We start from the raw sequence: 21,038 nt of genomic DNA, 5'->3' as shown, positions 1-21,038 counted from the left end.
CATCGCTTTTCCAGTGATATGAAAGAACCACAACGGCGCCGCGCTTACGCCGTGAAATGTTAAGGGCACGAGGGCTTTTCCGGATCGCCTCGACTTGTTCGTCGGTATCGCTTGGTGTGGAGATCGCAACTTCGATCACGTGAGCGTCAAACATCATTGGTTCCTAACACTCAAGACGCGTGAGACTACTTCAACCCAGGTCGCCCGTAACTCGCCAAGCCAGGTGGTACTGGCGATTTCAGGTCACCACGTATGCGCCGCTATTCCTGACCGGCGTGTCGCAACTCGGCACGATCTAAGGCGCGCATCAGGAGACTCGCAAACGCCAGCATCTCCATCGCCTCCTGCTCGTCGGTCTCCAGGTTGCCACCGTGACCGCGCGGATTCCGCAAGCCCAAAGAAGCACCCATGAAAAGGAACTTGAAGCCCTCTGCCTCGTCCTGCTTCTGCTGGCCTTGTGAGCGTAGCGACGTGATGTCGAGTTTGGGATTCTGCTCGCTGAAAATTGATGCCATCAAAGGCTTGCCACTCAGTTCGCTGCCCGTGAGTGATTTCACGCGGTCCTCAACGGCCTTGAACGCGTTGAACACCGCGTCGTCATAGTGCCCGTCCGAGAACTGTCCGCCGCTTGCCTCAGAGATTGAGTCGTGCATCCCAGGAATGTTGACGCGCTTCGGCTGGCGCAAGGGTTTTGCGCTGACAACCTCGTACTCGCATACCGTGTGATCGAGGTTTGAGGTCATGCGCATGCCGCCCGGTGCCTGCATCACGTCATGCTTGACGATCTTCATTGTGCGCGGCTTGCCGTTCGGAAGTTGGTACTGAACGACGTCACCAACCTCGATGTCGGCGTCCACCTTGAGGTAGAGCTTCCCATTCCCGTGATCGTCGGCGTGGATTTCTGCCGTCGTCACGTTGCCCTTCTCATCGACGCGCGTGCGCGTCATCGGCGCTCTACCGATGTCCATCCGAAATCACGGTCTCCGTCGTTGGGCATCGCGGATCGACACCCCTGTGCGTCCAAGGTTCCACCAAACACCGACGAATACCGGCGCGCCACGCCGATGCAAATGCTGAGAAACCGCTAAGCTGTGTTGTATAGGCGTTCTGGTGTGACATCTGGTGCAGTTGAGGTTAGACGACTAGATGGGCCAAGACCGCTGCTGCAAGAGCTTCACGACATCAGTCATGAGATGAAAGCCCGTGATCGTCGGATACAGCACCCGGCTCAGGTCGCTCGTGAGCTTCATGATGAACATGCCGGGGTCCGATGTCTCATAAGCCTCTTGCTCGGACATCCCAAGAATGGCCCAGGGCCTTCCATGGGCGAACCCTGAGCAAATCTGCCACGGCAACAACGGATCGGCGCTCGGTGAGTGCTTCTCGGCATACTTCACCACTATGCTGCTGCGGTAACCGTTGTGGACATCTGTTGTCGAGATTCCGCGCGGCGTGGCGACCGCATCGAGTTTGGCGAGCTTCGCGTTGCGCGTCGATTCGTCGGCCAGCCCAAGCGGTTCCAAGGCGATCAGCTGTTCGTGGAAATTCCGCGCATGCCAACGAAGAGTGTGCTCGATTCGATCGTTTCGCAGCGTTGGGTGAAGGATCCAGAACGCCGCCGCGAGATTCTCCAACGATCCGCGCAAAAGGCTGTAGACCGCTGAGGCGTGCAACAGCTGCAAATCGAGAACAAGCGACTTCGCGGCGTGCAAATGGTCGACTCCGCTGACGAGGCACAAACGAGCGGCGTGTGAGACGCAATACGGGTTGCTCTTAGCATCATCGCCCGACAGGGACGAGCCGGCGCTGACGGGGAAGTCGTCAGGGTCTTGAATCCGTTCGGTCATCCGGTCGATCAGCGGTGCCATCTCCAACCACTTCGCCGCTACCTGCTCTTCGGATAGCTCTTCGACTGCATCGCCGGTTTCGCGCATTTCTTCATCGTCCCTGCAAGCGCCGACATCTCGACTGCGCGGATGGGTGGGCGTGTCGTACCGCACCGCCTTGGCCCGTTAATTGGGCGCATGCGCTCAGCCCGCGCGCGGTGCTGTCAGGCGTCGGCTAGCTCCGCAATCCCGGCTGCAATCCCGGCGAGTGCGGCGCGGCGGATCGCATCGGCGTCTTCTAGCGCCTCGGGGTGCTCGATTAGCCACGCGACCATGAGGTCGTCGTAGGCGCGTTCGAACTCATCCGCGTAGTCCAGCGCCCCGCCGCACTCCGTCATCCTGTCCATCTCAACCCTCCGTACAAATTGTCTCGCCTTCGCCCGTACGTTCGACTTTGCTGCGGGCGGTTCTTCGGTTACGCATTCCTTACGCAACCCTGAGAGGGCTAACCCTGACAGGGCAGTGCAGTTCAACGTAGCCGCGAAGGTCGAAACATGCGATTTATCAGCGCAATTGGTGTGAACACGGGTTGTAAACGTCGCGGTCACGACAGCCCGCCGTCCGTTCTTGAAATCCGCCCAGTGTCGGTTCGAGTCCGACTGGGGGCACCAAGCAAATCTGCCGGTGAGGCAAGGACTAAGCGGCGATGAGGGGCGTGGAAGCACGGCCCCGGCGGGACGCCGAGTCCACACGGCGTCCACACCCCAGCGTCATGCCACGTGGTCCAGCAGCCAACCCCCGGCTATCGCGCTGACCGAAGGGAAGCACATCACGCTGAGGCTTCCTGGTGTGGACGTTACGGCGCTAGATGTATGAGCTATTCAGCGATCGTCGCCCGTTGAACAGCAGATATACCGAACGTCATTGACACTCGAAGGCTCTGGTCATACATTCCTAAGAGATATGTCCGTACCCGAGCCTGTCGGGCCCCAACGGAAGTTGAGACGTCGATGAACGCGCACAGCGCCGCCCCCAGCGTCTTCGAAGCTGGCCTCCCCAGGATCAACTACAGCCTCACCGCCACACCGAGAGATCTGCTCGATGATCTGCGAAGTGCGCAATCGCGCGCGCCCATTGCCATTGGCCCCCTCGGCCCGGAAATCCTGTCCTACGAGTTGGCTCGGGATATCCTGCGCGACAATAGGTTTCGACTCCCGCCCGGTATCACTCTGGCGGCGCAGGGCATTACGTCAGGCCCGTTGTACGACAAGATGGCGAGCAGCCTCCTGGGCCTTGACGGCGCACCGCATGTCCGGTTACGCAAATTGGTTTCCAAGGCATTCACTCCCCGCGCGACGTCCCGCCTCACCGACACGATCCACGAGGTGGTGAATGGGCTGATCGATCGGGTGATCGACGCCGGACGCTGCGATGTCGTGACCGACATCGCGCGTCGCTACCCGACTCCGATCATGTGCGCGCTGATCGGCGCGCCTCGCGAGGATTGGCAGCTGTTCGCGGATTGGACTGAGGAGATCTTCAAAGCTCTCAACTTCCAGCCGGATGCCACCTTCGATGAAGCTGCGATCATGCGCGCATGGAGTGAACTCGACGCCTACGTCGACGACATGGTCGCCGCCCGTCGAAACAACCTCACCGATGATCTGCTCTCCGAACTCATCCGCGCCGAAAGCGACGGCGATCGGCTGAGTCTCGATGAACTCCGCATGCTGGTGGCCGGCTTCTTGATGGCGGGAACGGACACCACGCGAAACCAACTGGCGGCGTCGGTGCAGGTGCTCTGCGAGCATCCAGACCAATGGGCGAAGCTGCGCGACCATCCAGAACTCGCGATGCAGGCGGTGGAGGAGAGCATGCGCCACTCGCCGGCAGCCTGTATCGTGCCGCGGGTCGCCGTCGAGGATGCTGAGTTCGGTGGCTACATGTTCCCGGTCGGTACGTTCGTGCTCGCAAACACCTTTGCAGCCAACCGAGATCCGGCGATCTATGACGACGCTGACCGCTTCGACATCGCGCGCAAGGACGTACCCCCGATTCTGACCTTCGGCGGCGGCGCTCACTACTGCCTAGGGGCGAATCTGGCGCGCCGGGAATTGGCGGAAGCACTTGTAATCTTGACACGACGTCTCCGTGCACCTCATCGCGTGGGTGCGGCCCCGTGGAAATCTGTGTTGGGAATGACCGGCCCGACAACACTTCCCATCGAGTTCGACGTCGAAATGCTTGTGACGGCGGATGCGTAGTCGCGGCTGGGCGGGGTCCACACCGGCCTCGGACGAGGAGGCGATCGCCCGAATTCTGGATGCGGTGGACGAAGTGGTCGCCGAACGCGGATCGGCGATGCGCCTTGCCGACGTCGCCCGCAAGCTCGGTGTCACTCGCCAGACGGTGTACCGCTATTTCCCGAATGCTGACGCGCTACTGATTGCAAGCTCGATGCGTGCGGTCAACGGGTTCATCGACCAAGTTGTCGACCACGTCAGCGGACTCAACGACCCGGTCACTGCCATCGTCGAAAGTGTGTCGTTCGGAATCGAGAACCTCGCCGGCGATCCACAGCTGGAGAATCTGCTGACCCGGCGCCGGGAGGGCGAAGCCGTCACCTCGCTGACGTCCGACACAGCGATCAGCTTCTGCCTGTCGGTCTTTCACCGCTTCGATGTCGACTGGCGACTGCACGGTTTCGACACAACCGCGCTGCGTGACCTTGCCGAAATGACCTTGCGCACAGTGCAATCCATGCTGACCGATCCCGGGCTGCCCCCGCGGGAAGGAATCGAACTGCGCCGCTTCCTTGCGCGATGGCTCGGCCCAGCGATCCTCTATCCACGGATAGCGTCGCTCTCGATCCACGAACGATCGCATCATCGGACTGGCGCATCCCAGTAGAAGACAGAACCTCGCCGTTGTAAGCGTTGTCCCATGAGAGGTTGAGGCTTCGCGTACCCCGCCGTCGACGGAAATCAACCGTTCGCTTGGTCGCCGGAAGCGGCTGGTCCTTTTTTTGGACCCGCCCAGTGTCGGTTCGAGTCCGACTGGAGGCACGACGCAGGCCGGGACACCAATGAACTTTCTCAAAAGGCCGTAGCACCCCGTTAACACCGATGTCGTACCATCCGCCCGGCAGAGTGCCGATGGCGATGGTGGTGCTCCGACGTCCGCGGGCGGGTTGGATCATGAGCAGTTGGGTGGTGCGGTGGTGGCAGCAGAGCGACCACTACGACTGGCTCAGTGGCTATGTCAGTTCGCGCGGCATGGACCGGTTATGGCGAACGATGATGGCGGCGACGATAGCGTCGCTGGCTGTGCTGCCGGCCGCAGCCTGCTACAGCTCCGCGGCACCTGGTGATTTCTGGCCGGCACGTGCCTGCTCAGTGATCATCGTCGTGACATGCGCAGTGCTGGCGCTGTTGTGGTTGTGGCGCTGGCCCACCTGTCGGCAATCCATCTTCTTCGTCCTGGTCGCCGAGGTCGGTATCGCGGTTTCGTGTCTCGTGCAGGCCGAGCCTTGGGCCGGTGTGCTGGGGTGTAGCGCGTTCGCCTTACTGGCCGGCTACATCGCGTTCTTCCACACCGCTCCCTACATGGTTCTCAACTTCGTGATCGCGACGCTCACCGCCCTGCTGCTCCTCGACCAGGTAGCGCACCGCTCCGGAGCCTTACTGGCCGGCTGCGCTTTGGCGCTGATTCTGATGCTGAACACGGTCATACCTTTTGCGGTGCAGTCGATGGTGCATGCGCTCAGCGTCGACCTGCACCGCTCCAGCCGCGACGGATTGACGGGCCTTTTGACGCGGCGGGCCTTCCACGCCGCGGTGCAAACTCTGCTCGCTCAGCACGGCGACTCCGGATTCTTGGCAGTGGCATGATCGACCTCGACAACTTCAAGCAGCTCAACGACAGCCAAGGCCACGCCGCCGGCGACGCAGCCTTGATCGAAGTCGGCAATGCGTTGCGCGCAAACTGTCGGGCGACTGCGGCGATCGGGCGCGTCGGTGGTGAAGAATTCCTCATCGCCGACACCCTCACCGCCGGCGAGTTCCTCGAAGCGCTCGAACAGCTCCGGCATGCGATCGCCATCAGTCCGCACCCGGTCACGGCAAGCATCGGCTGTGCCAGCGCATCACTGGAACAGCTGACCGACGGCGGCAACCGCCAGTTCGTCGAGGCCTTGATCGCGGCCGCAGACGCCGCCATGTATGACGCTAAACGCGCGGGTGGAAATCAGACCAGAATCGCCAAAACCGCCCAGCCCGCAGTTGATTGAGCCAGGCCTCGCTCATCGCCAGACGCGGGCTGACAAGAGCAAAGGCAGCCACAACAACGTTGTCGCCCTAGGGCTTTCAGCGCATCAACCCACCGAGAGACCCGAGCAACCGGCCCAGCCCGAATGTCCCGGCCGAACGTGCGTCGGCCCACCCATGCCGGTTGAGCCCCGTCGCCGCGGCATCGGACCGGCCTCCCAGGGAGCCGAACGGGTTAGCCGTCGTCGTCGGTGCCCCCGAGTTCACGTTCACCGTCGTCCGCTGCACCCGAGCCGAAAGCGGTGTCCCCGGTGATGTGAATCGTTTGGCGATGGTGTTCGGCGCGACCCGGTTGCCGTGCGTCATCGTGTCCGCCGCTACAGGAATGTGCGGCGGCGTCGGCACGGACGGGCGCGTGTCTGCGTTTGCCACGCCCATCCCGAGGGCGGCGGCCGGCAGGCCGAGACTGCCGACAACGATTGCTTTAGCGACGAATTTCTTGACTTCCATCGCCATCTCCTCCTCCTGGCGCGATTCATGGGTTTACCCGAGAGCCGGTGACCTGAATCGTCAACCCCGTTCTACGACATTTCCCTCGCCGCTTCTGTCAATTCGCGGAGATCCCGAGTGATACGTGACCTTGTTGCCGAAGCCAGACGCACTGATGGTCTCGACGCCGTCGACGGTGACGACGTTCTGCACCCCTGAAACCGTCACTTGCCCGCAGTGGCCCCGAATCACGACGGTGTTCGAAAATCCGCTGACGCTGACGAGGCTGTCGTTGCACTCGATTGTCTTGGTGACATTGCTTCCGGCCACGCTCACATTGCTGCCGGGCGGCGGAACCGGCGAAGCCGCCGTCGGTGCGGGAGCGAAGCCGGTCGACGCCCGCGGCTCACTCGTCGGGACGCTCGGGCGCGAGGTCGGTGGGCTGGCGGTCGGGCGCCCATTGGACAACACATGTGCGCCGAAGCCGGCCACACCCGCCGCCAGCGCTACCAAACCGATGACAAGCACTACCGCCACCAGCCACCACGCACCCGCGTTCACCGCCCGCGGAGCCGACGGCATCGGACCGCCGTAGATGAGCGGCCCACCTGCGGGCTCAAAACTCGCTGCGCCCGACGAAGCCCCCAGTTCAGATGCGCGCGCCTGCGCCGCTAAGGGTCGCTCCAACTCCCGAATGCGCGCCTCGGGATCACCGTCGGGCTCCATTGCCCGATGGTCCCACGGTCCGCGTTGGCCACGGGCATGTCGCGACAAATAGCTGACGCAAAAAGAGGTGCGCCGTCATCGGCGAGAAAAAGCGGCGGTGCGGAGGCAACGTTCACCTCCGCACCGCACCCCGACCGGCTGCCAGCTAACGCTCGACGCGATTTACGTCGAGCATTTCGAAATCTGAATGGCGCCACCGCCATTTCTGCCGAGCGCATTGCTCTCAGCAGCCGCCAGAGTTCCGCCGAAACCGCCGTACCAACTGTTGGCAGAGGTGGCGAGCGCCGCGCAACCGTTCACCGCCCACGCGGCGATGCGACAGTCGGTGCCGCCGTACTGAATGCAGTAACCCATCGCGACGTCCTCGGCCTGCGCACGGGTAGACGCGTTGTTTCCCCAGCCGAAGGCGCCGGTGGCCGGGGAGTAGGCAATTGCGACGTAGGTGTCGGCTTGCGCGCTGGCCGGCGCGACGCTGAGGGCTCCCAGCACTGCGGCGGTGGCAGCGCCGCCGGCGGCTAATGCCGTGAGGCGCTTGATCGACATTCTGGCTCCTTCGGACGGTTCATGAATTCCGGCTTTCCGGGGTGAAGTGACTGTAATCCAGGGCCCGTGAAATCGCTGTGAGAATCATGAAAGTCGTCAACAGTTAACCCCGGACCGACTTCAAAGGAGGCCTTGATCGGCCGTCGTCAGTAAATGACATCAGGGTTATTCCAAGGGCGTCACTTGCCGGAAATGCATTGACCGCGCAGTGTGCTCAGGGCCTCCCGCGACCACCGGCGGCGGCCAAGGCTTGTTACTGTGTCGGATCGCAGCGGCATGATGACTCGAGCGCCGGGTGGCGCGGTGCCGGGGCGCCAGGAGTTCCAACACCATGCTGAAGGTTGTCGCGAAGATCTGCATCGCGCTGTCGCTGCTGCTGTGCGCGGGGGCATACCCGGTCTTCGCAAGCACGGATCCGCCGGAAACCCTTGAGTTGGCGCAGAACTGGAGCCTCTCGCCGGCGGGCGGCCTTCCGCCGGGCCCGGCAGTCTCGCGTGCCGACTACCGCGACTCCGCGTGGTACCGAATTCGGCACATGCCAGCGACTGTGCTGGAAATTCTTCGCGAGAACGGCGTTTATCCCGACCTGTACGTCGGCAAAAATCTTCGGGACAAAGTGCCGCAAGATCTGTACAAGCAAGATTGGTGGTATAGAACCACTTTCACCGCGCCCGCGGGCCGCACAACCTATTTGCTCGATTTCCCGGGAATCAACTATCGCGGCGAAGTGTGGCTGAACGGCCATCTCGTCGCCGACAGCAAGCAAATTGTCGGCATGTATGTCGAACACCAGTTGAACGTGACGCCGTGGATTGCGCCAGGACAACCCAACACGCTCGCGGTGAAGGTCACCCCCGAACGCGCGCTGCAAGACGTCGACGGCGTCGAACTGGCCGATAGCTGGAACGACTGGATCAACTGGGACTACCTCGGTTATCAGGGGCCGGGAAAGAATGCGCTGCACGGCAACTCGTTCGTGTCCGACCGCAACGCCGGCATCTTCAAGCCCGTCTACCTGAAAGCGACCGGCGTCGTGGGGCTCGGTCCTGCGCTCGTCAACAGTCAACTTCCGTTGCCCCGCACCGACTCTGCGCAGCTGACCATCCGCGCGAATGTGCACAACTACTCGACGCAGCAGACCCGCGGTGTTCTGCGCGCGATCATCACGCGCGCCGGCAAGCGTGCGATCCGTGTGGACAAGACGGTCATGCTTTCCCCCGGCGAAGACCGCGAAGTGACGCTGTCGCCCGACGAATTCGAGCAGCTGCGCGTCGACAAGCCGGACCTGTGGTGGCCCTACACCATAGGCCAACCCAACCTGTATGACCTCAAGGTGGAATTCCGGGTCAACAACCAGCTCAGCGACACCCACACACAGCGGTTCGGCATCCGCACCGTGACGCAGGACCGCGACACCCGGTTCTCCGACAACGGCGGCGACTTCTATCTGAAAGTCAACGGCAAGAACTTCTTGGTGCGCGGCGCCGCGTACACCCCCGACCTTCTCTACCGGTATGACCCCGACCGCGAGACCGCGGTGCTGCGCTACGCGAAAGACCTGGGCCTCAACATGCTGCGGCTGGAGGGCAAATTCTCCAGCGAGCACCTGGTCGAGAAGGCCGACGAACTAGGCATTCCGCTGATGTTCGGCTGGATGTGCTGCAACCAGTGGGAAAAATGGGAGCAGTGGGACGCCGAAGATCACCGCGTCGCCATGGACAGCCTGCGCTCGCAGATTCTGACGCTGCACAACCACGCCTCCGCGTTCGTGTGGGCCAACGGCAGCGACGGCCTGCCACCCCCGCCGATCCTCGCCGAATACCGCAAGATCCTGACTGATCTGCACTGGCAGAACGCGGTCGTCGACACGGTGTCGTCGTTGGCTCGCGACGGCAACGGCGTACCCACCTGGGACGGCATCGACATGGCCGGGCCGTACAGCTGGCGGCCGCCGACGTACTGGTTCAGCGGACGCTACGGCGCCACATGGGGATCCTCGGCCGAACAGGGCAACAACGAACACATCCCGCCGTTTGCGAGCCTGAAGAAGTTCATCCCGCCCGACAAGCTGTGGCCGATCAACGACACGTGGTACTTCCACGCCGGAGCCCAGCCCAGCAACGCGACGTTGGCCAACATTCAGCGTGCCGTCAACCGGCGCTACGGTCCGTCGACGAGCGCCGAAATGTTCGCCGCCAAAGCACAATTGGCGCATTACGAAGCGACCCGCGCCCAGTTCGAGACCTTCGCCGCCGACGGCTGGGCCACCCACAAGATGACGATCTACTGGATGCTCAACAGTCATTGGCCGTCGTTCTACGGCAACCTGTTCGACTACTACCTGCGGCCCGGCGGCGCCTACTACGGCGCCAAGAAGGGCCTGCGGCCGCTGTCGGTGGTGTTCGACTCCTACGCGACCGGCGACCACACTTCAGCCAACGTCACGGTCGTCAACCAGACCCAGACCTACCAGAAGAACCTCGATGTGCGGGTTCGCGTCTACGACCTCCAGGGACGCGTGCGCACAGACCGCACAACGAATGACATCAGCGTGATGTCGGGCGAATCGGTCAGGGCGATGACGCTGCCGCGGGGACCGGCCGACTCGCCGGTCTACTTCGTTCGCTGTGAATTGCTGGACAGCACGGGCAAGGTGATCGCCGAGAACGTCTACTGGCAGTCGCAGCAGCGCGACGACCTCGGCGTGCCGGAGAACGATTCCGCGTTCGACCTCGCCCAGGCCAGCTGGGCGGACATGACGGCGCTGAACTACATGACGCGGGTTCCGCTCGACGTGTCAGCCCAGCACGTGGGCGCCGACGGCGGTGACGGCGTCGCGATCCGGCTGCACAACCCGACGACGTCGATCGCGTTCTTCGAGCGGGCGGAGATCTTGCCGACGCGCGACGGCGACGAGATCCTGCCCATCCAATACGACGACAATTACGTGACCGTGTTCCCCGGCGAGACGGTCGAGATCCGCGGTGTCGTGCCGACGCCCGGAACCGCAGGGACCTGGGTCAGGGTCACCGGCTACAACACACCTGCCGTCAGCGTGCCAATCCGGTAGAAGTCGTTGGCGCTGAAGCGGGATTGCGCGCGCTGGTTTGAATGCCTGCCCTTCGGGAACTCAGAACCCGACGGCGGGACCTGCATCGTGTGTGCGGGTAGAACCGGCCCCGCCGGTCACCCAAGAACGTACAGCCAAACGAGGAGGATGCATGGCTGAGAACAGTGGACCGGAAGAAGGCATCAAGGGTGTCGTCGAAGGCGTCAAGGGCAAGGCCAAGGAGGCTGTCGGGACCGTGACCGGCCGCGACGACCTCACCGAAGAGGGGCAGGCCCAGCAGGACAAGGCCGACGCTCAGCGTGATGCCGCCCGCAAGGAGGCAGAGGCTGAGTCGGCGCGCGGCGGCGCCAAGGCTGCCGAAGAGCGCCAGAAGGAAAACCAGTAGAAGCCCATCCCACACGGGCCCGGTTCATTGAGAACCGGGCCCGTTCCTATTGGCCGAACGGCGTGCGCAGCACATAGCGGCTGGTGGGCACGGTGTCGATGTTCTCGTTCGCGCCGAACGCCGACGTGCTGGCGATCATCCGGCCCATCCGGTCGGCCAAATCGGCGTCGTCGGCAGCCCCGAAGAAGGCGTGCAGATCGCTGACCGCCTCGATCGGGAACAGCTCCTCGACGATCCCGTCGACGGGAGGGGCCTCCGGCGTCAACGCCCGCCACACGACGTTCTGCGTGTAGCCGAACGTCGCCTGCGTCTCGATGGCGACGCTCGTGTGGTGAAGCTGCCAGCGCAGCAGCCACGTTTCGCGGTCGAGCTGAGGCGGCCGGCGCAACACCGCGATGTTCGCCAAACCTGTTGTGCGCTGGCCTGATTCGCTGCTGGGCGGCGCCAACGGCACGGATTCCGTGACGAGGTACGCGGCCACGCCGTCGCAGTGCTCGGACAGCAGCGCGATTGCGTCTGCCACCTGCGTGCCATACGACTGCTGGACCCACATGCTCACGACGGCCACCACGGGCGGATCCAGCGTCGTCAGCGTCATCAACGAGCCACGCACGGCGTCATCGCGCACGTTCACGGCAAGCCCGGCAACACCGAGCGCCAGGATTTTCTCGGCCACCGGCCCGCGCAGATGCGTGCACCACATCTCGTCACGCTCCGCGTCGCGCAAGAGGGCGATCACCTTCTCCACCCGAGTCAACTTAGCCGCTGGCGTCGTGTGATTTGCCCCTCATTCACCTTGTCGATACTAAGAATTCGTTACACGACACCGTTGCCCGCGCAACGACGACGTGGTTGCCGAGCACCGCAGTTTCGCAGGCAGACCCGCCCGAGTCGGTAACCGGTGAGCCGCCGACGAGGTTCGCTTGACAGTTTCTTAAGCACACTCTGAGAAGGGCACATCGGCCCTCGAGCGCGGGTCGTTCGTTTCTCGTTTACCGCGATTTCAGATGGCTAGACTCAACGAGGATGTGCGCCGCACGGCGCAGTGAGACGAAAAGTCCGGAGCCGGCACCACGATTGCCGGCGGAGGTTTTGATGATTATGGCCAATTCATTGCTGCTGCATGCTGCCGACATTCGGCCGGTCAGCCGCGCGCGTCTACTCACGGCAATCGCGGTGGGCCGCGGTCCGATCGGCGACCTTGCCGTCGACCGCGACGGCGTCACGATCGTCGCCGCCAACGCAGGCGACAACAGTGTGTCGTTGCTCGACGGCTACGCCCTGCGCGCGCAGGCCACTGTGCCGGTCGGCGGCGAGCCCCTCGCGGTCGCAGTCACCGGTGGCCGCGCATTCGTCGCGGCGTCCGCGCCCACGTACGACTACGTGTCCGCCATCGACACCCACTCCGCGAGCCGACTCGCCAGCCTGCCGCTGACGCTGCAGGTGGCCAAGATCGCCGCACGGCCCAACGGTGGCCACCTCGTCGTCGGCGGTGCCGGCGACGACACCGTCGACCTCGCATTCGTCGACGTCGCGTCCGGCTATGTCGACACGGTCGCGATCGCGGATCCGGACAGCACCATCGACGCGCTGCGGATCTCGCCGAACGGCCGGTTCGTGTACGTCGGCACCTCCGACACGTCGCGGTCCCGCCTGAGCGTGGTCGACGCCACGACTGCGCGCGTGGTGGCCACTGTGCCGACGGTGTCGCCCATCCGGGATGCCGTGGTCCGCGGCGACGGGCGGGTGGCATACGTGCTGGGCTCCGACCCGGAATACGGCGGCCTGGTGGAGGTCATCGACATGACGACCGGCAAGCCCGTGGCCACGGCCTGGCTCGGCGGACATCCCATGCAGGTGGCCCTCAGCGCCGACGCGGCCCGCGTCTATGTCGTGTACCGAGACGCGGTGGCCGTGGTGTGTGCCAAGACCCACGAGGTCGTCGACACCATCGGTGTCGGCGCACAGCCGTCCTGTGTGGCGACGAGCCCGGACGGGCGACTGTACGTCGCCGACTACTTGGGTCGCGTCAGCGTGTTCGACGCGGCCACGCCGGCCCACTCCGACGATGTGCTCGACGTGGAGACCGTCGCGATGCACGACGTGCGCGAGCTGCAGCCGGCCGGCGTCTGAGCCGGCGTCAGTAGCGGATCAGGCCGCGCAGGTTCACTCCGCTGAGCATGTCGTCGTAGCCCTGATTGATGTCTTCGAGCGTGTACTCGCGGGTGACCAGTTCGTCGAGCTTGAGCTGGCCGTTGTCATACAGCGACAGCAGCCGGTAGATGTCGCTGCGCGGGTTCGACGACCCGAACAACGACCCGCGCACCTGCTTTTCGTAGCTCGTCAGGTCGAACAGCGACATCGTCGCGGTGAACTCCGTCGGATGCCCGATCGCGGTGACCACCACACGACCCCGCTTGCCCACCAAACTCAGCGCCTGCGCCAGGTAGGACCCTTCGGCGACGTCGGTGGTGATGATGCAGACGTCAGCCATCTCGCCCTGGGTGAGGCTGTTGACCAGCGGCCAGGCCTCGTCGACCGACGAGGCGACGTGGTTGGCGCCGAACTCCCGTGACCGCTCGCGCTTATAGGCGACGGGATCCAGGGCGACGATGTGCTGCGCCCCGGCGATGCGTGCGCCCTGCACCGCGTTGATGCCGACCCCGCCGACGCCCATTACGACGACGGTGTCGCCCGCGCGGACTTCACCGGTGCGCACCGCGCTGCCCCACCCGGTGGTCACGCCACAGCCCAGCAGCGCGGCCTTGTCCAGCGCGACCTCCTGGTCGAGCTTGATCACCGACGCGGTGGGCACCACGGTGTACTCCGAGAACGTCCCGAGCACGCAGAACTGGCCGACGTCGTGGCCGCGCGCGTGGAACCGGTACGTGCCGTCGAGCTGGGGACCGGACAGGATCGTCGCGCCCAGCTCGCACATGTTGCTCATGCCGCGGGCACAGGGCTTACAGCGGCCGCACGCCGGGATGAAGCTGAAGACCACGTGGTCGCCTTCGGCGATGTCCGCGACACCGGGGCCCACTTCCACGACCTCGCCGGCGCCCTCGTGCCCGCCGATCAGCGGGAACGCCATGGGCAAGTCGCCGGTCACCAGATGATGGTCGGAGTGGCACAACCCGCTGGCGGTCATCTTCACCAGCACCTCGGCCTGTTTGGGCGCATCGAGGTCGATCTCTTCGACCTCCCACTTCTGGTTCCGTCCCCACAACACCGCGGCCTTGGTCTTCATGCATCCGCCCTTCCCTAGTGGTTCGGCTCGATTATTGGCCTGCCACCCCGGTGCGCGGGCCAAGATGGGAAGTAAGACGGCGAAGAGCAAGCACAGGGGGTGGCAGTGGAAAGCACCATGCAGGACTTCCCGCTCACGATCACCATGCTGTTGCGGCACGGCACCGGCTGGCATGCCGAGCGCAAGGTGATCACCGCGACCGACGACGGCTACCGCGAGGCCAGCTACGGCACTGTCGGTGAGCGCGTCGCGCAGCTGGCACACGGGCTGCGCGAGCTGGGCATCACCGGTGACGAACGGGTCGCGACGTTCATGTGGAACAACCAGGAACACCTGGAGACCTACTTGGCGGCGCCCTGCATGGGTGCGGTGCTGCATACCCTGAACATCAGGCTGCCCGCCGACCAGCTCGCCTACATCGCCGAGGAGGCGCAGGACAGGGTTGTGGTGGCCGACCTGTCGCTGGCGCCGCTGCTGGCCGCTTTGCTGCCGAAGATGTCGACTGTGCACACCGTGGTGGCGGTCGGAGATGGCGACCTGGACGCGCTCACCGAGTCCGGAAAGACGGTGATCCGCTACGACGACCTGCTGGCCGACCAGCCGACCACCTACGACTGGCCTGACGTAGACGAAAAGTCCGCTGCCGCAATGTGTTACACCAGCGGCACCACCGGCAACCCGAAAGGCGTTGTCTACAGCCACCGCTCGGCATTCCTGCAGTCGATGGCGATTTGTGCCGGCTTTGCGATCAACGAGGACGACCGCGTCCTGCCGATCGTGCCGATGTTTCACGCCAATGCGTGGGGCAAACCGTACGCGGCGCTGATGGCGGGCGCCAGCCTGCTGATGCCGGACCGCTTCCTGCAGGCAGAGCGTCTGGTGAAGATGGTGCACGAGCATCGGGCCACGGTCGCTGCCGCGGTACCCACGATCTGGAACGACGTGCTGAAGTACCTGAATTCGCATCCGGAGTACGACATCTCGTCGCTGCGGGTGGTGCCGTGCGGAGGCTCGGCAGTGCCGCTGGCGATGATGAAGGAGTTCCAGCACAAGCACGGCGTCGAGATCCGCCAAGCCTGGGGGATGACCGAGACCTCGCCGCTGGCGTCCATTGCCCGGCCGCCCGGCGACGTCAGCGAAGAAGAACATTGGGCGTTGCGCAACACCGCGGGCCGGCCGATGTGCGGCGTCGAAGCGCGCATCGTCGACGACGACGGCAATGTGCTGCCCAATGACGGAAAAGCCGTGGGCGAGGTGGAAGTTCGCGGACCGTGGGTGACGGGCTCGTACTACCTGAATGCCGACGAGTCGAAGTTCCATGACGGGTGGCTGCGCACCGGCGACGTCGGCCGCATCGACGGTCGGGGTTTCATCACGCTCACCGACCGTTCCAAGGACGTGATCAAGTCCGGCGGCGAGTGGATTTCGTCGGTCGAGTTGGAGAACCACCTGATGGGCCACCCCGGCGTGTTCGAGGCCGCCGTGGTCGCCGTGCCCGACGAGCGCTGGCAGGAACGCCCACTGGCCGCGGTCGTCGTCGACAAGGGCGCCGACGTCACTGCCCACGAATTGCGTAAGTTCTTGAGCGACAAGGTCGCTCGGTGGTGGCTGCCCGAGCGCTGGACTTTCGTCGACGAGATTCCCAAGACCAGCGTCGGCAAGTTCGACAAGAAGCTGATCCGGGCGCGGTACGCAGATCAGCAGTACGACATCGTCGAGTGCCACCACTGATCGGAGAAGCCGTGTTGTACAGCACGATGCAAGATATTCCGCTGACGCTGACGTCCGTGCTGCGGCACGGCACCACGATCCACGGCGACCGGGTGGTCATCACCGCGACCGAAGACGGCTACCGCCAGATCAGCTATCGCGAATTGGGCGTGCGGGTCGCGAAACTGGCCCACGGCTTGCGTGCGCTGGGGGTGCGGCCCAGCGACCGCGTCGCCACGTTCATGTGGAACAATCAGGAACACCTCGAGGCGTACTTCGCCATCCCGTGCATGGGTGCGGTGTTGCACACGCTGAACATCCGGCTCTCTGACGACCAGATCGAGTTCATCGCCTACGACGCCGAAGACACCGTGGTGCTTGCCGACACGTCGCTGGCCAAGCAACTGGCAGCGGTGCTGCCGAAGATGGAGACCGTGCGCGCGGTGGTGGCCGTCGGCGACGGCGACACCGCGGTGCTGGAAACGGCGGGCAAGGACGTCATCCGCTACGACGAGCTGCTCGCCGCCCAGCCCGGCGACTTCGACTGGCCGGACATTGACGAACGGGCTGCTGCCGCAATGTGTTACACCAGCGGCACCACCGGCCACCCGAAAGGCGTGGTGTACGGGCACCGGTCGACATATCTGCACAGCACGTCGGTGTGCAGCACCAACGGAATGGCCTTGGCCGAAGGGGACCGGGCGCTGCCGGTGGTGCCGATGTTCCACGCCAATGCCTGGGGCATCCCGCACGCCGCGCTGATGGCAGGCGCCGACCTGCTGCTGCCTGACCGCTATGCGCACGCACCCCGGTTGGTCGAGATGATCGAGAAATGTCGTCCGACGGTGGCCGCCGCGGTGCCGACCATCTGGAACGACATCCTGCACTGCCTGGAACACGACCCAGCGCACGACATTTCGTCGTTGCGGCTGATCCTGTGCGGAGGCTCGGCGGTGCCGGAATCGCTGATGCGCGCCTACGACGAGAAGTTCGGCATCACGCTGATGCAGTTGTGGGGAATGACCGAGACGTCGCCGGTCGCGTCGATGGCGTGGCCGCCGCGCGGGGTGGACGGTGACGCGGCGTGGCAGTTGCGGGCGACGCAAGGCCGGCCGCTGTTCGGGGTCGAAATGCGCATCGTCGACGACGACGGCAACGTGCTGCCCAACGACGGAAAGTCGGTGGGGGAGCTGGAGGTTCGCGGGCCGTGGATCACCGGCAGCTATTACCGGAACCGCGACGCCGAAAAGTTCGCCGACGGATGGCTGCGCACCGGCGACGTCGGGCGCATCGACGCGCTGGGCTATGTCACGCTGACCGACCGCGCCAAGGACGTGATCAAGTCCGGCGGCGAGTGGATCTCCTCGGTGGAGCTGGAGAACCACCTAATGGGCCATCCCGACGTGCTGGAGGCGGCGGTGGTAGGCGTGCCCGACGAGCGCTGGCAAGAGCGGCCGCTGGCTGCGGTGGTGCTGAAGGAGAACGCAACCGTCACTGCTCCGCAGCTGCGGGATTATCTGCGCGACAAGGTTGTCCGGTGGTGGCTGCCGGAACGCTGGGCCTTCGTCGACGAGGTGCCGCGCACCAGCGTCGGCAAGTTCGACAAGAAGGTGATCCGCGCCCGCTACGCCGACGACGCCTACGACGTCGTCGAATGCGCTGACTGACCCACCGCGCCAGCAGACACCAAATCGCATCGCGCAGCGCCTTCTCATGCGATTCAGCGTCTGCTCGGCGGAAGTCAGGGCTCGACTCGGTAGCCACGGCAATCGCCCGTCAGTCATGATGTTTAGGTGGCCTCACAATCCGGACGGGGGACGCTGTGACGAAGACCGAGCGGCTGGCACTGGTACTCGCCGGCGGCGGCATCGCCGGAATCGCTTGGGAAACAGGCTTTTTGCTCGGCGTGCAGGACGTAGCGCCAGCTGCCGCCCGGCGCCTGCTCGACGCGGAGCTTCTCCTCGGCACGTCGGCGGGTTCGGCAGTTGCAGCGCAGATTTCCAGCGGCACGCCGTTGCAGAGCCTCTACGACCGCCAGCTCGAACCGGCGACGCATGAGATCGCACCCCACATCGACGTCGACGAACTGATCGAGCTGTTCGAGCATGCCAACGATGCGAGTGTCTCGACCCGCGAACGCTTGAAATGGATTGGCGTGCAGGCGCTTTCGGCAAAGACGGTCACTGAAGAGGCGCGTCGTGCCGTGATCGAGCATCGGCTGCCGTCCCACGATTGGCCGGAGCGTCGGCTCGAGGTCACGGCAATCGACGTCGGCACCGGCGAGCGCGTGCTGTTCGACCGAAACAGCGGTGTGTCTCTGGTCGACGCCGTCGCGGCCAGCTGCGCAGTGCCGGTGGTGTGGCCGGCGGTGACGATCGGGCAGCGGCGATTCATGGACGGCGGCATCGGCAGCAGCGCCAACGTGGACGCGGTCACCGGCGCCGACGCGGTGGTGATGCTGTCACCCAGTCCGGAACCGGGGTTTTCGCCGTTCGGGCGGAGTCTGGCCGACGAGCTGGCCGAATTCCCCGGCCGGGCGCTGGGCATCTTCGCCGACGAGGCGTCGGTCGCAGCGTTCGGGCGCAATCCGCTGGACCCGGACTGCCGCGCGCCCTCTGCGGTCGCCGGCCGAGAGCAAGGACGGCGCGACGCCGCGAAGGTTGCCGCGTTCCTCGACGCCGCTGGTTGACGCGGCTGTCCCGCGTTTGTGCCCATCCCCTGGGGGTACCTCTCTATCTTGCTTGTTTTACGAAAGAAGAGAGGTGCAGCGATGGCGACATCTCCTGCCGGCGGCGCCACCGGTCGGGCTGACCGCTGGGCGACGGTTCAAGGCGCCGCGCTCGTCGTCGGCGCGGTGTTTCTGCTAGTGGGCGTCTTGGGCTTTATTCCGGGCGTCACCGACTACGACGGCGGAATGAAAGTGGCCGGTCACCAGTCGGGTGCGATGCTTCTGCATCTCTTCCACGTCTCGGTGCTGCACAACATCGTCCACCTACTCTTCGGCGTGGCGGGGCTGTTGATGGCGCGCACGTTTAACGGAGCGCGGACGTTTCTGATCGCCGGCGGCCTCATCTATTTGGTGCTGTGGATCTACGGGCTTCTGATCAATCAGCACAGCGCCGCCAACTTCATCCCCGTCAACACCGCCGACAACTGGCTGCACTTCGCTTTGGGTGTCGGCATGGTCCTTCTCGGGCTGCTCCTGGGCCGCACCACAGGGAACCGGGCGAGCGCTCCCGGCCCGACCGGAACGGGAGTCTGATCCAGCGCAGAGGGTCAGTCGCCGGACTCAGCGGGTGAGTCTTCGGCTGCGTCGTCGATCGAATCACCCTGCGACTCAAACGAATCCAGCGCCTGGCCGGCGAGTGTGCGTCCCACGTCAATCACATCTGCGGCGCGATGGAAATCCAGACTGCGCGACGACGTGCGCGGCACCTCGATGAGGATGTCAGGTGGATACGCGGCGAGCTGATGACGGGCCAGCGCCGCCTGCATGACATCGATCGTGCGGTTCATCACCTCGAAACTGCCCAGTTTGGGCACCATCGCCGACGCGGTGGCCACGTCGTCGGATTCCGGGTCGGCCTCGGCCAGCTGCTCCTCCGCCTCGTCCTCTGCGGTCGAGCCGAACCGGCCGAGCACCGAACGCGCGGCCGGAGTTTCCAGGAGCGCCGACGTGCTGCGCACCAACCGGGTGAACCATTCCGCTGCCGCACTGGGCTCCTCTGAGCGGCGGTAGCGCTCACTGCCGATGTCGTCGCCGTTGAGACTCACCGCGATCGTCACGTCGGCGTTCGCGCCCGCCAGTGGCCCGACCGGCAGTGGGTCCAGGATGCCGCCGTCGGCAAGGACCCGACCGTCGGCGACGTACGGCGCGATCATCCCCGGTATCGCGATCGACGCGCGAATCGCCACATCGAGCGGACCGCGTTGCAGCCACAGCGATTTACCGGTGAGCAAGTCCGTGGTGACAGCGGTATAGGGGATCGGCAGCTTCTCGATGTCCGCCTCGCCGACCAGGTCGCGAACCACGTCGAGGACCTTCTCGGCGCGGAAGAACCCGGGACCGCGCCAGGCCGGGTCGAGCAGCCGCAGCACACCGCTCTGGCTCAGCGTCTTGGCCCAGTCCGTGAATTCGTCCAAGGCGCCGGCCACATGCAGACCGCCGACCAGCGCGCCCATGGACGAGCCTGCGACACCGACGATCTCGTAGCCGCGCTCCAGCAGCTCGGCGATCACCCCGATGTGGGCGTAGCCGCGCGCGCCGCCGCTTCCGAGTGCCAGCGCTACGCGCTTGCCGTCCATCTGGCCATTGTGCGCGCGCTCAGTCACAGCCGGCGTCCGCGGCCGCCTTCGCCGCCACGATCACCCCGGCCTGGCGTTCCGGGGTCAGCTTGGTCCACGGGGTGTTCCACGTGCCCTTCTCGCCGGTGGCCGATGCCTGCACCATCGCCAGGTACGGCTCGATCTGGGCGTGTGGGTCGCCGGGCTTGTCCTTCATCCATTCCCGCGCCCAGTGGCAGGCCTGGTAGTACTCCTCTTCGGTGGAGCTCGCTGGCACGTTCACGGCGGTCGTCACGCCGGCCGGTGAGACCTCCACCTGCGCCGGCGCGGTCGACGGCGCGGCCTGCGGGGCGGAGGTCGGCTTGGCCTGATCTGTCGGTTTCTCCGACGTCGAGCAGCCGGCCAGCAGCGTCACGACCCCGACACCGGCCAACAGCACACCCTGAAAGCAGCGCGCAGCAGTCATGTGTGCCAGACTATTGGCCGTGATGGG

Annotated in this window: 21 protein-coding genes; 11 read left to right on the top strand and 10 right to left on the bottom strand. The window is 64.7% G+C overall.

The window, feature by feature from the left end:
* Positions 1-260: 260 nt before the first annotated feature.
* From AC5Y39_RS12555 to AC5Y39_RS12545, 3 genes are all read right to left on the bottom strand, one after another.
* A complete protein-coding gene (locus AC5Y39_RS12555; RefSeq protein ID WP_500018418.1) occupies positions 261-947 on the bottom strand; it encodes a TIGR02391 family protein in 687 nt (228 codons plus the stop codon).
* Between the two features lie 195 nt (positions 948-1,142).
* A complete protein-coding gene (locus AC5Y39_RS12550; RefSeq protein WP_500018420.1) occupies positions 1,143-1,934 on the bottom strand; it encodes a hypothetical protein in 792 nt (263 codons plus the stop codon).
* A 116-nt stretch (positions 1,935-2,050) separates the two neighbouring features.
* The gene (locus AC5Y39_RS12545) at positions 2,051-2,233 is read right to left on the bottom strand and encodes a hypothetical protein (RefSeq protein ID WP_500018422.1); all 183 of its coding nucleotides are present in this window, start codon (positions 2,231-2,233) and stop codon (positions 2,051-2,053) included.
* Positions 2,234-2,836: 603 nt separating this feature from the next.
* On the opposite strand from AC5Y39_RS12545, the gene AC5Y39_RS12540 reads away from it, so the two are divergent.
* The 4 genes from AC5Y39_RS12540 to AC5Y39_RS12525 all read left to right on the top strand — a co-directional run bounded on the left by AC5Y39_RS12540 (position 2,837) and on the right by AC5Y39_RS12525 (position 6,114).
* Positions 2,837-4,090: a cytochrome P450 gene (locus AC5Y39_RS12540; protein WP_500018424.1), complete on the top strand. Its 1,254-nt coding sequence runs from the start codon at positions 2,837-2,839 to the stop codon at positions 4,088-4,090.
* Positions 4,083-4,736, top strand: a complete 654-nt coding sequence (locus AC5Y39_RS12535) for a TetR/AcrR family transcriptional regulator (protein WP_500018426.1) — start codon at positions 4,083-4,085, stop codon at positions 4,734-4,736. The genes AC5Y39_RS12540 and AC5Y39_RS12535 overlap by 8 nt, the downstream gene beginning before the upstream one ends.
* Before the next feature lie 287 nt (positions 4,737-5,023).
* Positions 5,024-5,716, top strand: a complete 693-nt coding sequence (locus tag AC5Y39_RS12530; protein WP_500018428.1) for a hypothetical protein — start codon at positions 5,024-5,026, stop codon at positions 5,714-5,716.
* Positions 5,713-6,114 carry a GGDEF domain-containing protein gene (locus tag AC5Y39_RS12525; RefSeq protein ID WP_500018430.1) on the top strand — a complete coding sequence of 134 codons (402 nt, stop codon included), beginning with the start codon at positions 5,713-5,715 and terminating at the stop codon, positions 6,112-6,114. The genes AC5Y39_RS12530 and AC5Y39_RS12525 overlap by 4 nt, the downstream gene beginning before the upstream one ends.
* Positions 6,115-6,190: 76 nt before the next feature.
* Here AC5Y39_RS12525 and AC5Y39_RS12520 read toward each other — a convergent pair whose 3' ends face one another.
* From AC5Y39_RS12520 to AC5Y39_RS12510, 3 genes are all read right to left on the bottom strand, one after another.
* Positions 6,191-6,601 carry a hypothetical protein gene (locus tag AC5Y39_RS12520; RefSeq protein WP_500018432.1) on the bottom strand — a complete coding sequence of 137 codons (411 nt, stop codon included), beginning with the start codon at positions 6,599-6,601 and terminating at the stop codon, positions 6,191-6,193.
* A 60-nt stretch (positions 6,602-6,661) separates the two neighbouring features.
* Positions 6,662-7,306: a DUF3060 domain-containing protein gene (locus AC5Y39_RS12515; RefSeq protein ID WP_500018434.1), complete on the bottom strand. Its 645-nt coding sequence runs from the start codon at positions 7,304-7,306 to the stop codon at positions 6,662-6,664.
* A gap of 162 nt (positions 7,307-7,468) precedes the next feature.
* Positions 7,469-7,849: a DUF4189 domain-containing protein gene (locus tag AC5Y39_RS12510; RefSeq protein ID WP_500018436.1), complete on the bottom strand. Its 381-nt coding sequence runs from the start codon at positions 7,847-7,849 to the stop codon at positions 7,469-7,471.
* A 331-nt stretch (positions 7,850-8,180) separates the two neighbouring features.
* On the opposite strand from AC5Y39_RS12510, the gene AC5Y39_RS12505 reads away from it, so the two are divergent.
* Positions 8,181-10,919: a glycoside hydrolase family 2 protein gene (locus tag AC5Y39_RS12505; RefSeq protein WP_500018438.1), complete on the top strand. Its 2,739-nt coding sequence runs from the start codon at positions 8,181-8,183 to the stop codon at positions 10,917-10,919.
* Between the two features lie 151 nt (positions 10,920-11,070).
* Positions 11,071-11,304, top strand: a complete 234-nt coding sequence (mbp1, locus tag AC5Y39_RS12500) for a microaggregate-binding protein 1 (RefSeq protein WP_499909439.1) — start codon at positions 11,071-11,073, stop codon at positions 11,302-11,304.
* Between the two features lie 46 nt (positions 11,305-11,350).
* On the opposite strand, the gene AC5Y39_RS12495 is transcribed toward mbp1, so the two are convergent.
* Complete coding sequence (locus tag AC5Y39_RS12495) at positions 11,351-12,052, bottom strand: EthD domain-containing protein (RefSeq protein WP_500018440.1); 702 nt, start codon at positions 12,050-12,052, stop codon at positions 11,351-11,353.
* A 353-nt stretch (positions 12,053-12,405) separates the two neighbouring features.
* Here AC5Y39_RS12495 and AC5Y39_RS12490 point away from each other — a divergent pair, with 353 nt between their 5' ends.
* Positions 12,406-13,437 (top strand): MmpL3/TtfA transport complex stabilizer, encoded by a 1,032-nt coding sequence (locus tag AC5Y39_RS12490; protein WP_500018442.1) that lies wholly within the window; start codon positions 12,406-12,408, stop codon positions 13,435-13,437.
* 7 nt (positions 13,438-13,444) lie between these two features.
* On the opposite strand, the gene AC5Y39_RS12485 is transcribed toward AC5Y39_RS12490, so the two are convergent.
* On the bottom strand, positions 13,445-14,551 hold the full coding sequence (locus AC5Y39_RS12485) for an NDMA-dependent alcohol dehydrogenase (protein WP_500018444.1): 1,107 nt from the start codon (positions 14,549-14,551) through the stop codon (positions 13,445-13,447).
* Positions 14,552-14,656: 105 nt separating this feature from the next.
* Here AC5Y39_RS12485 and AC5Y39_RS12480 point away from each other — a divergent pair, with 105 nt between their 5' ends.
* The 4 genes from AC5Y39_RS12480 to AC5Y39_RS12465 all read left to right on the top strand — a co-directional run bounded on the left by AC5Y39_RS12480 (position 14,657) and on the right by AC5Y39_RS12465 (position 19,523).
* Entirely contained in the window at positions 14,657-16,282 is a 1,626-nt protein-coding gene (locus AC5Y39_RS12480) for a fatty acid--CoA ligase (protein WP_500018819.1), read from the top strand.
* Positions 16,283-16,296: 14 nt separating this feature from the next.
* Positions 16,297-17,928: a fatty acid--CoA ligase gene (locus AC5Y39_RS12475; RefSeq protein WP_500018821.1), complete on the top strand. Its 1,632-nt coding sequence runs from the start codon at positions 16,297-16,299 to the stop codon at positions 17,926-17,928.
* 155 nt (positions 17,929-18,083) lie between these two features.
* Positions 18,084-18,950 (top strand): patatin-like phospholipase family protein, encoded by an 867-nt coding sequence (locus tag AC5Y39_RS12470; protein ID WP_500018446.1) that lies wholly within the window; start codon positions 18,084-18,086, stop codon positions 18,948-18,950.
* Between the two features lie 81 nt (positions 18,951-19,031).
* Positions 19,032-19,523 carry a DUF4383 domain-containing protein gene (locus tag AC5Y39_RS12465; RefSeq protein WP_500018448.1) on the top strand — a complete coding sequence of 164 codons (492 nt, stop codon included), beginning with the start codon at positions 19,032-19,034 and terminating at the stop codon, positions 19,521-19,523.
* A 14-nt stretch (positions 19,524-19,537) separates the two neighbouring features.
* Here the strand turns inward: AC5Y39_RS12465 and AC5Y39_RS12460 are convergent, their stop codons facing one another.
* Positions 19,538-20,566 carry a patatin-like phospholipase family protein gene (locus AC5Y39_RS12460; RefSeq protein ID WP_500018450.1) on the bottom strand — a complete coding sequence of 343 codons (1,029 nt, stop codon included), beginning with the start codon at positions 20,564-20,566 and terminating at the stop codon, positions 19,538-19,540.
* A gap of 19 nt (positions 20,567-20,585) precedes the next feature.
* A complete protein-coding gene (gene lpqV, locus AC5Y39_RS12455) occupies positions 20,586-21,011 on the bottom strand; it encodes a lipoprotein LpqV (protein ID WP_500018452.1) in 426 nt (141 codons plus the stop codon).
* Positions 21,012-21,038: the final 27 nt, after the last annotated feature.

It is taken from the genome of Mycobacterium sp. NGS39, assembly GCF_059812765.1.
This window is presented reverse-complemented; position numbering and strand designations above follow the sequence as displayed.

Bases quoted from the DNA above. Each gene is read 5' to 3' on its own strand.
- AC5Y39_RS12485 (WP_500018444.1), bottom strand. From the start codon at position 14,551: ATGAAGACCAAGGCCGCGGTGTTGTGGGGACGGAACCAGAAGTGGGAG.
- AC5Y39_RS12535 (WP_500018426.1), top strand. From the start codon at position 4,083: ATGCGTAGTCGCGGCTGGGCGGGGTCCACACCGGCCTCGGACGAGGAG.
- lpqV (WP_500018452.1), bottom strand. From the start codon at position 21,011: ATGACTGCTGCGCGCTGCTTTCAGGGTGTGCTGTTGGCCGGTGTCGGG.
- AC5Y39_RS12515 (WP_500018434.1), bottom strand. From the start codon at position 7,306: ATGGAGCCCGACGGTGATCCCGAGGCGCGCATTCGGGAGTTGGAGCGA.
- AC5Y39_RS12510 (WP_500018436.1), bottom strand. From the start codon at position 7,849: ATGTCGATCAAGCGCCTCACGGCATTAGCCGCCGGCGGCGCTGCCACC.
- AC5Y39_RS12555 (WP_500018418.1), bottom strand. From the start codon at position 947: ATGACGCGCACGCGCGTCGATGAGAAGGGCAACGTGACGACGGCAGAA.
- AC5Y39_RS12540 (WP_500018424.1), top strand. From the start codon at position 2,837: ATGAACGCGCACAGCGCCGCCCCCAGCGTCTTCGAAGCTGGCCTCCCC.
- AC5Y39_RS12460 (WP_500018450.1), bottom strand. From the start codon at position 20,566: ATGGACGGCAAGCGCGTAGCGCTGGCACTCGGAAGCGGCGGCGCGCGC.
- AC5Y39_RS12545 (WP_500018422.1), bottom strand. From the start codon at position 2,233: ATGGACAGGATGACGGAGTGCGGCGGGGCGCTGGACTACGCGGATGAG.
- mbp1 (WP_499909439.1), top strand. From the start codon at position 11,071: ATGGCTGAGAACAGTGGACCGGAAGAAGGCATCAAGGGTGTCGTCGAA.
- AC5Y39_RS12490 (WP_500018442.1), top strand. From the start codon at position 12,406: ATGGCCAATTCATTGCTGCTGCATGCTGCCGACATTCGGCCGGTCAGC.
- AC5Y39_RS12505 (WP_500018438.1), top strand. From the start codon at position 8,181: ATGCTGAAGGTTGTCGCGAAGATCTGCATCGCGCTGTCGCTGCTGCTG.
- AC5Y39_RS12520 (WP_500018432.1), bottom strand. From the start codon at position 6,601: ATGGAAGTCAAGAAATTCGTCGCTAAAGCAATCGTTGTCGGCAGTCTC.
- AC5Y39_RS12465 (WP_500018448.1), top strand. From the start codon at position 19,032: ATGGCGACATCTCCTGCCGGCGGCGCCACCGGTCGGGCTGACCGCTGG.
- AC5Y39_RS12550 (WP_500018420.1), bottom strand. From the start codon at position 1,934: ATGCGCGAAACCGGCGATGCAGTCGAAGAGCTATCCGAAGAGCAGGTA.
- AC5Y39_RS12530 (WP_500018428.1), top strand. From the start codon at position 5,024: ATGAGCAGTTGGGTGGTGCGGTGGTGGCAGCAGAGCGACCACTACGAC.
- AC5Y39_RS12525 (WP_500018430.1), top strand. From the start codon at position 5,713: ATGATCGACCTCGACAACTTCAAGCAGCTCAACGACAGCCAAGGCCAC.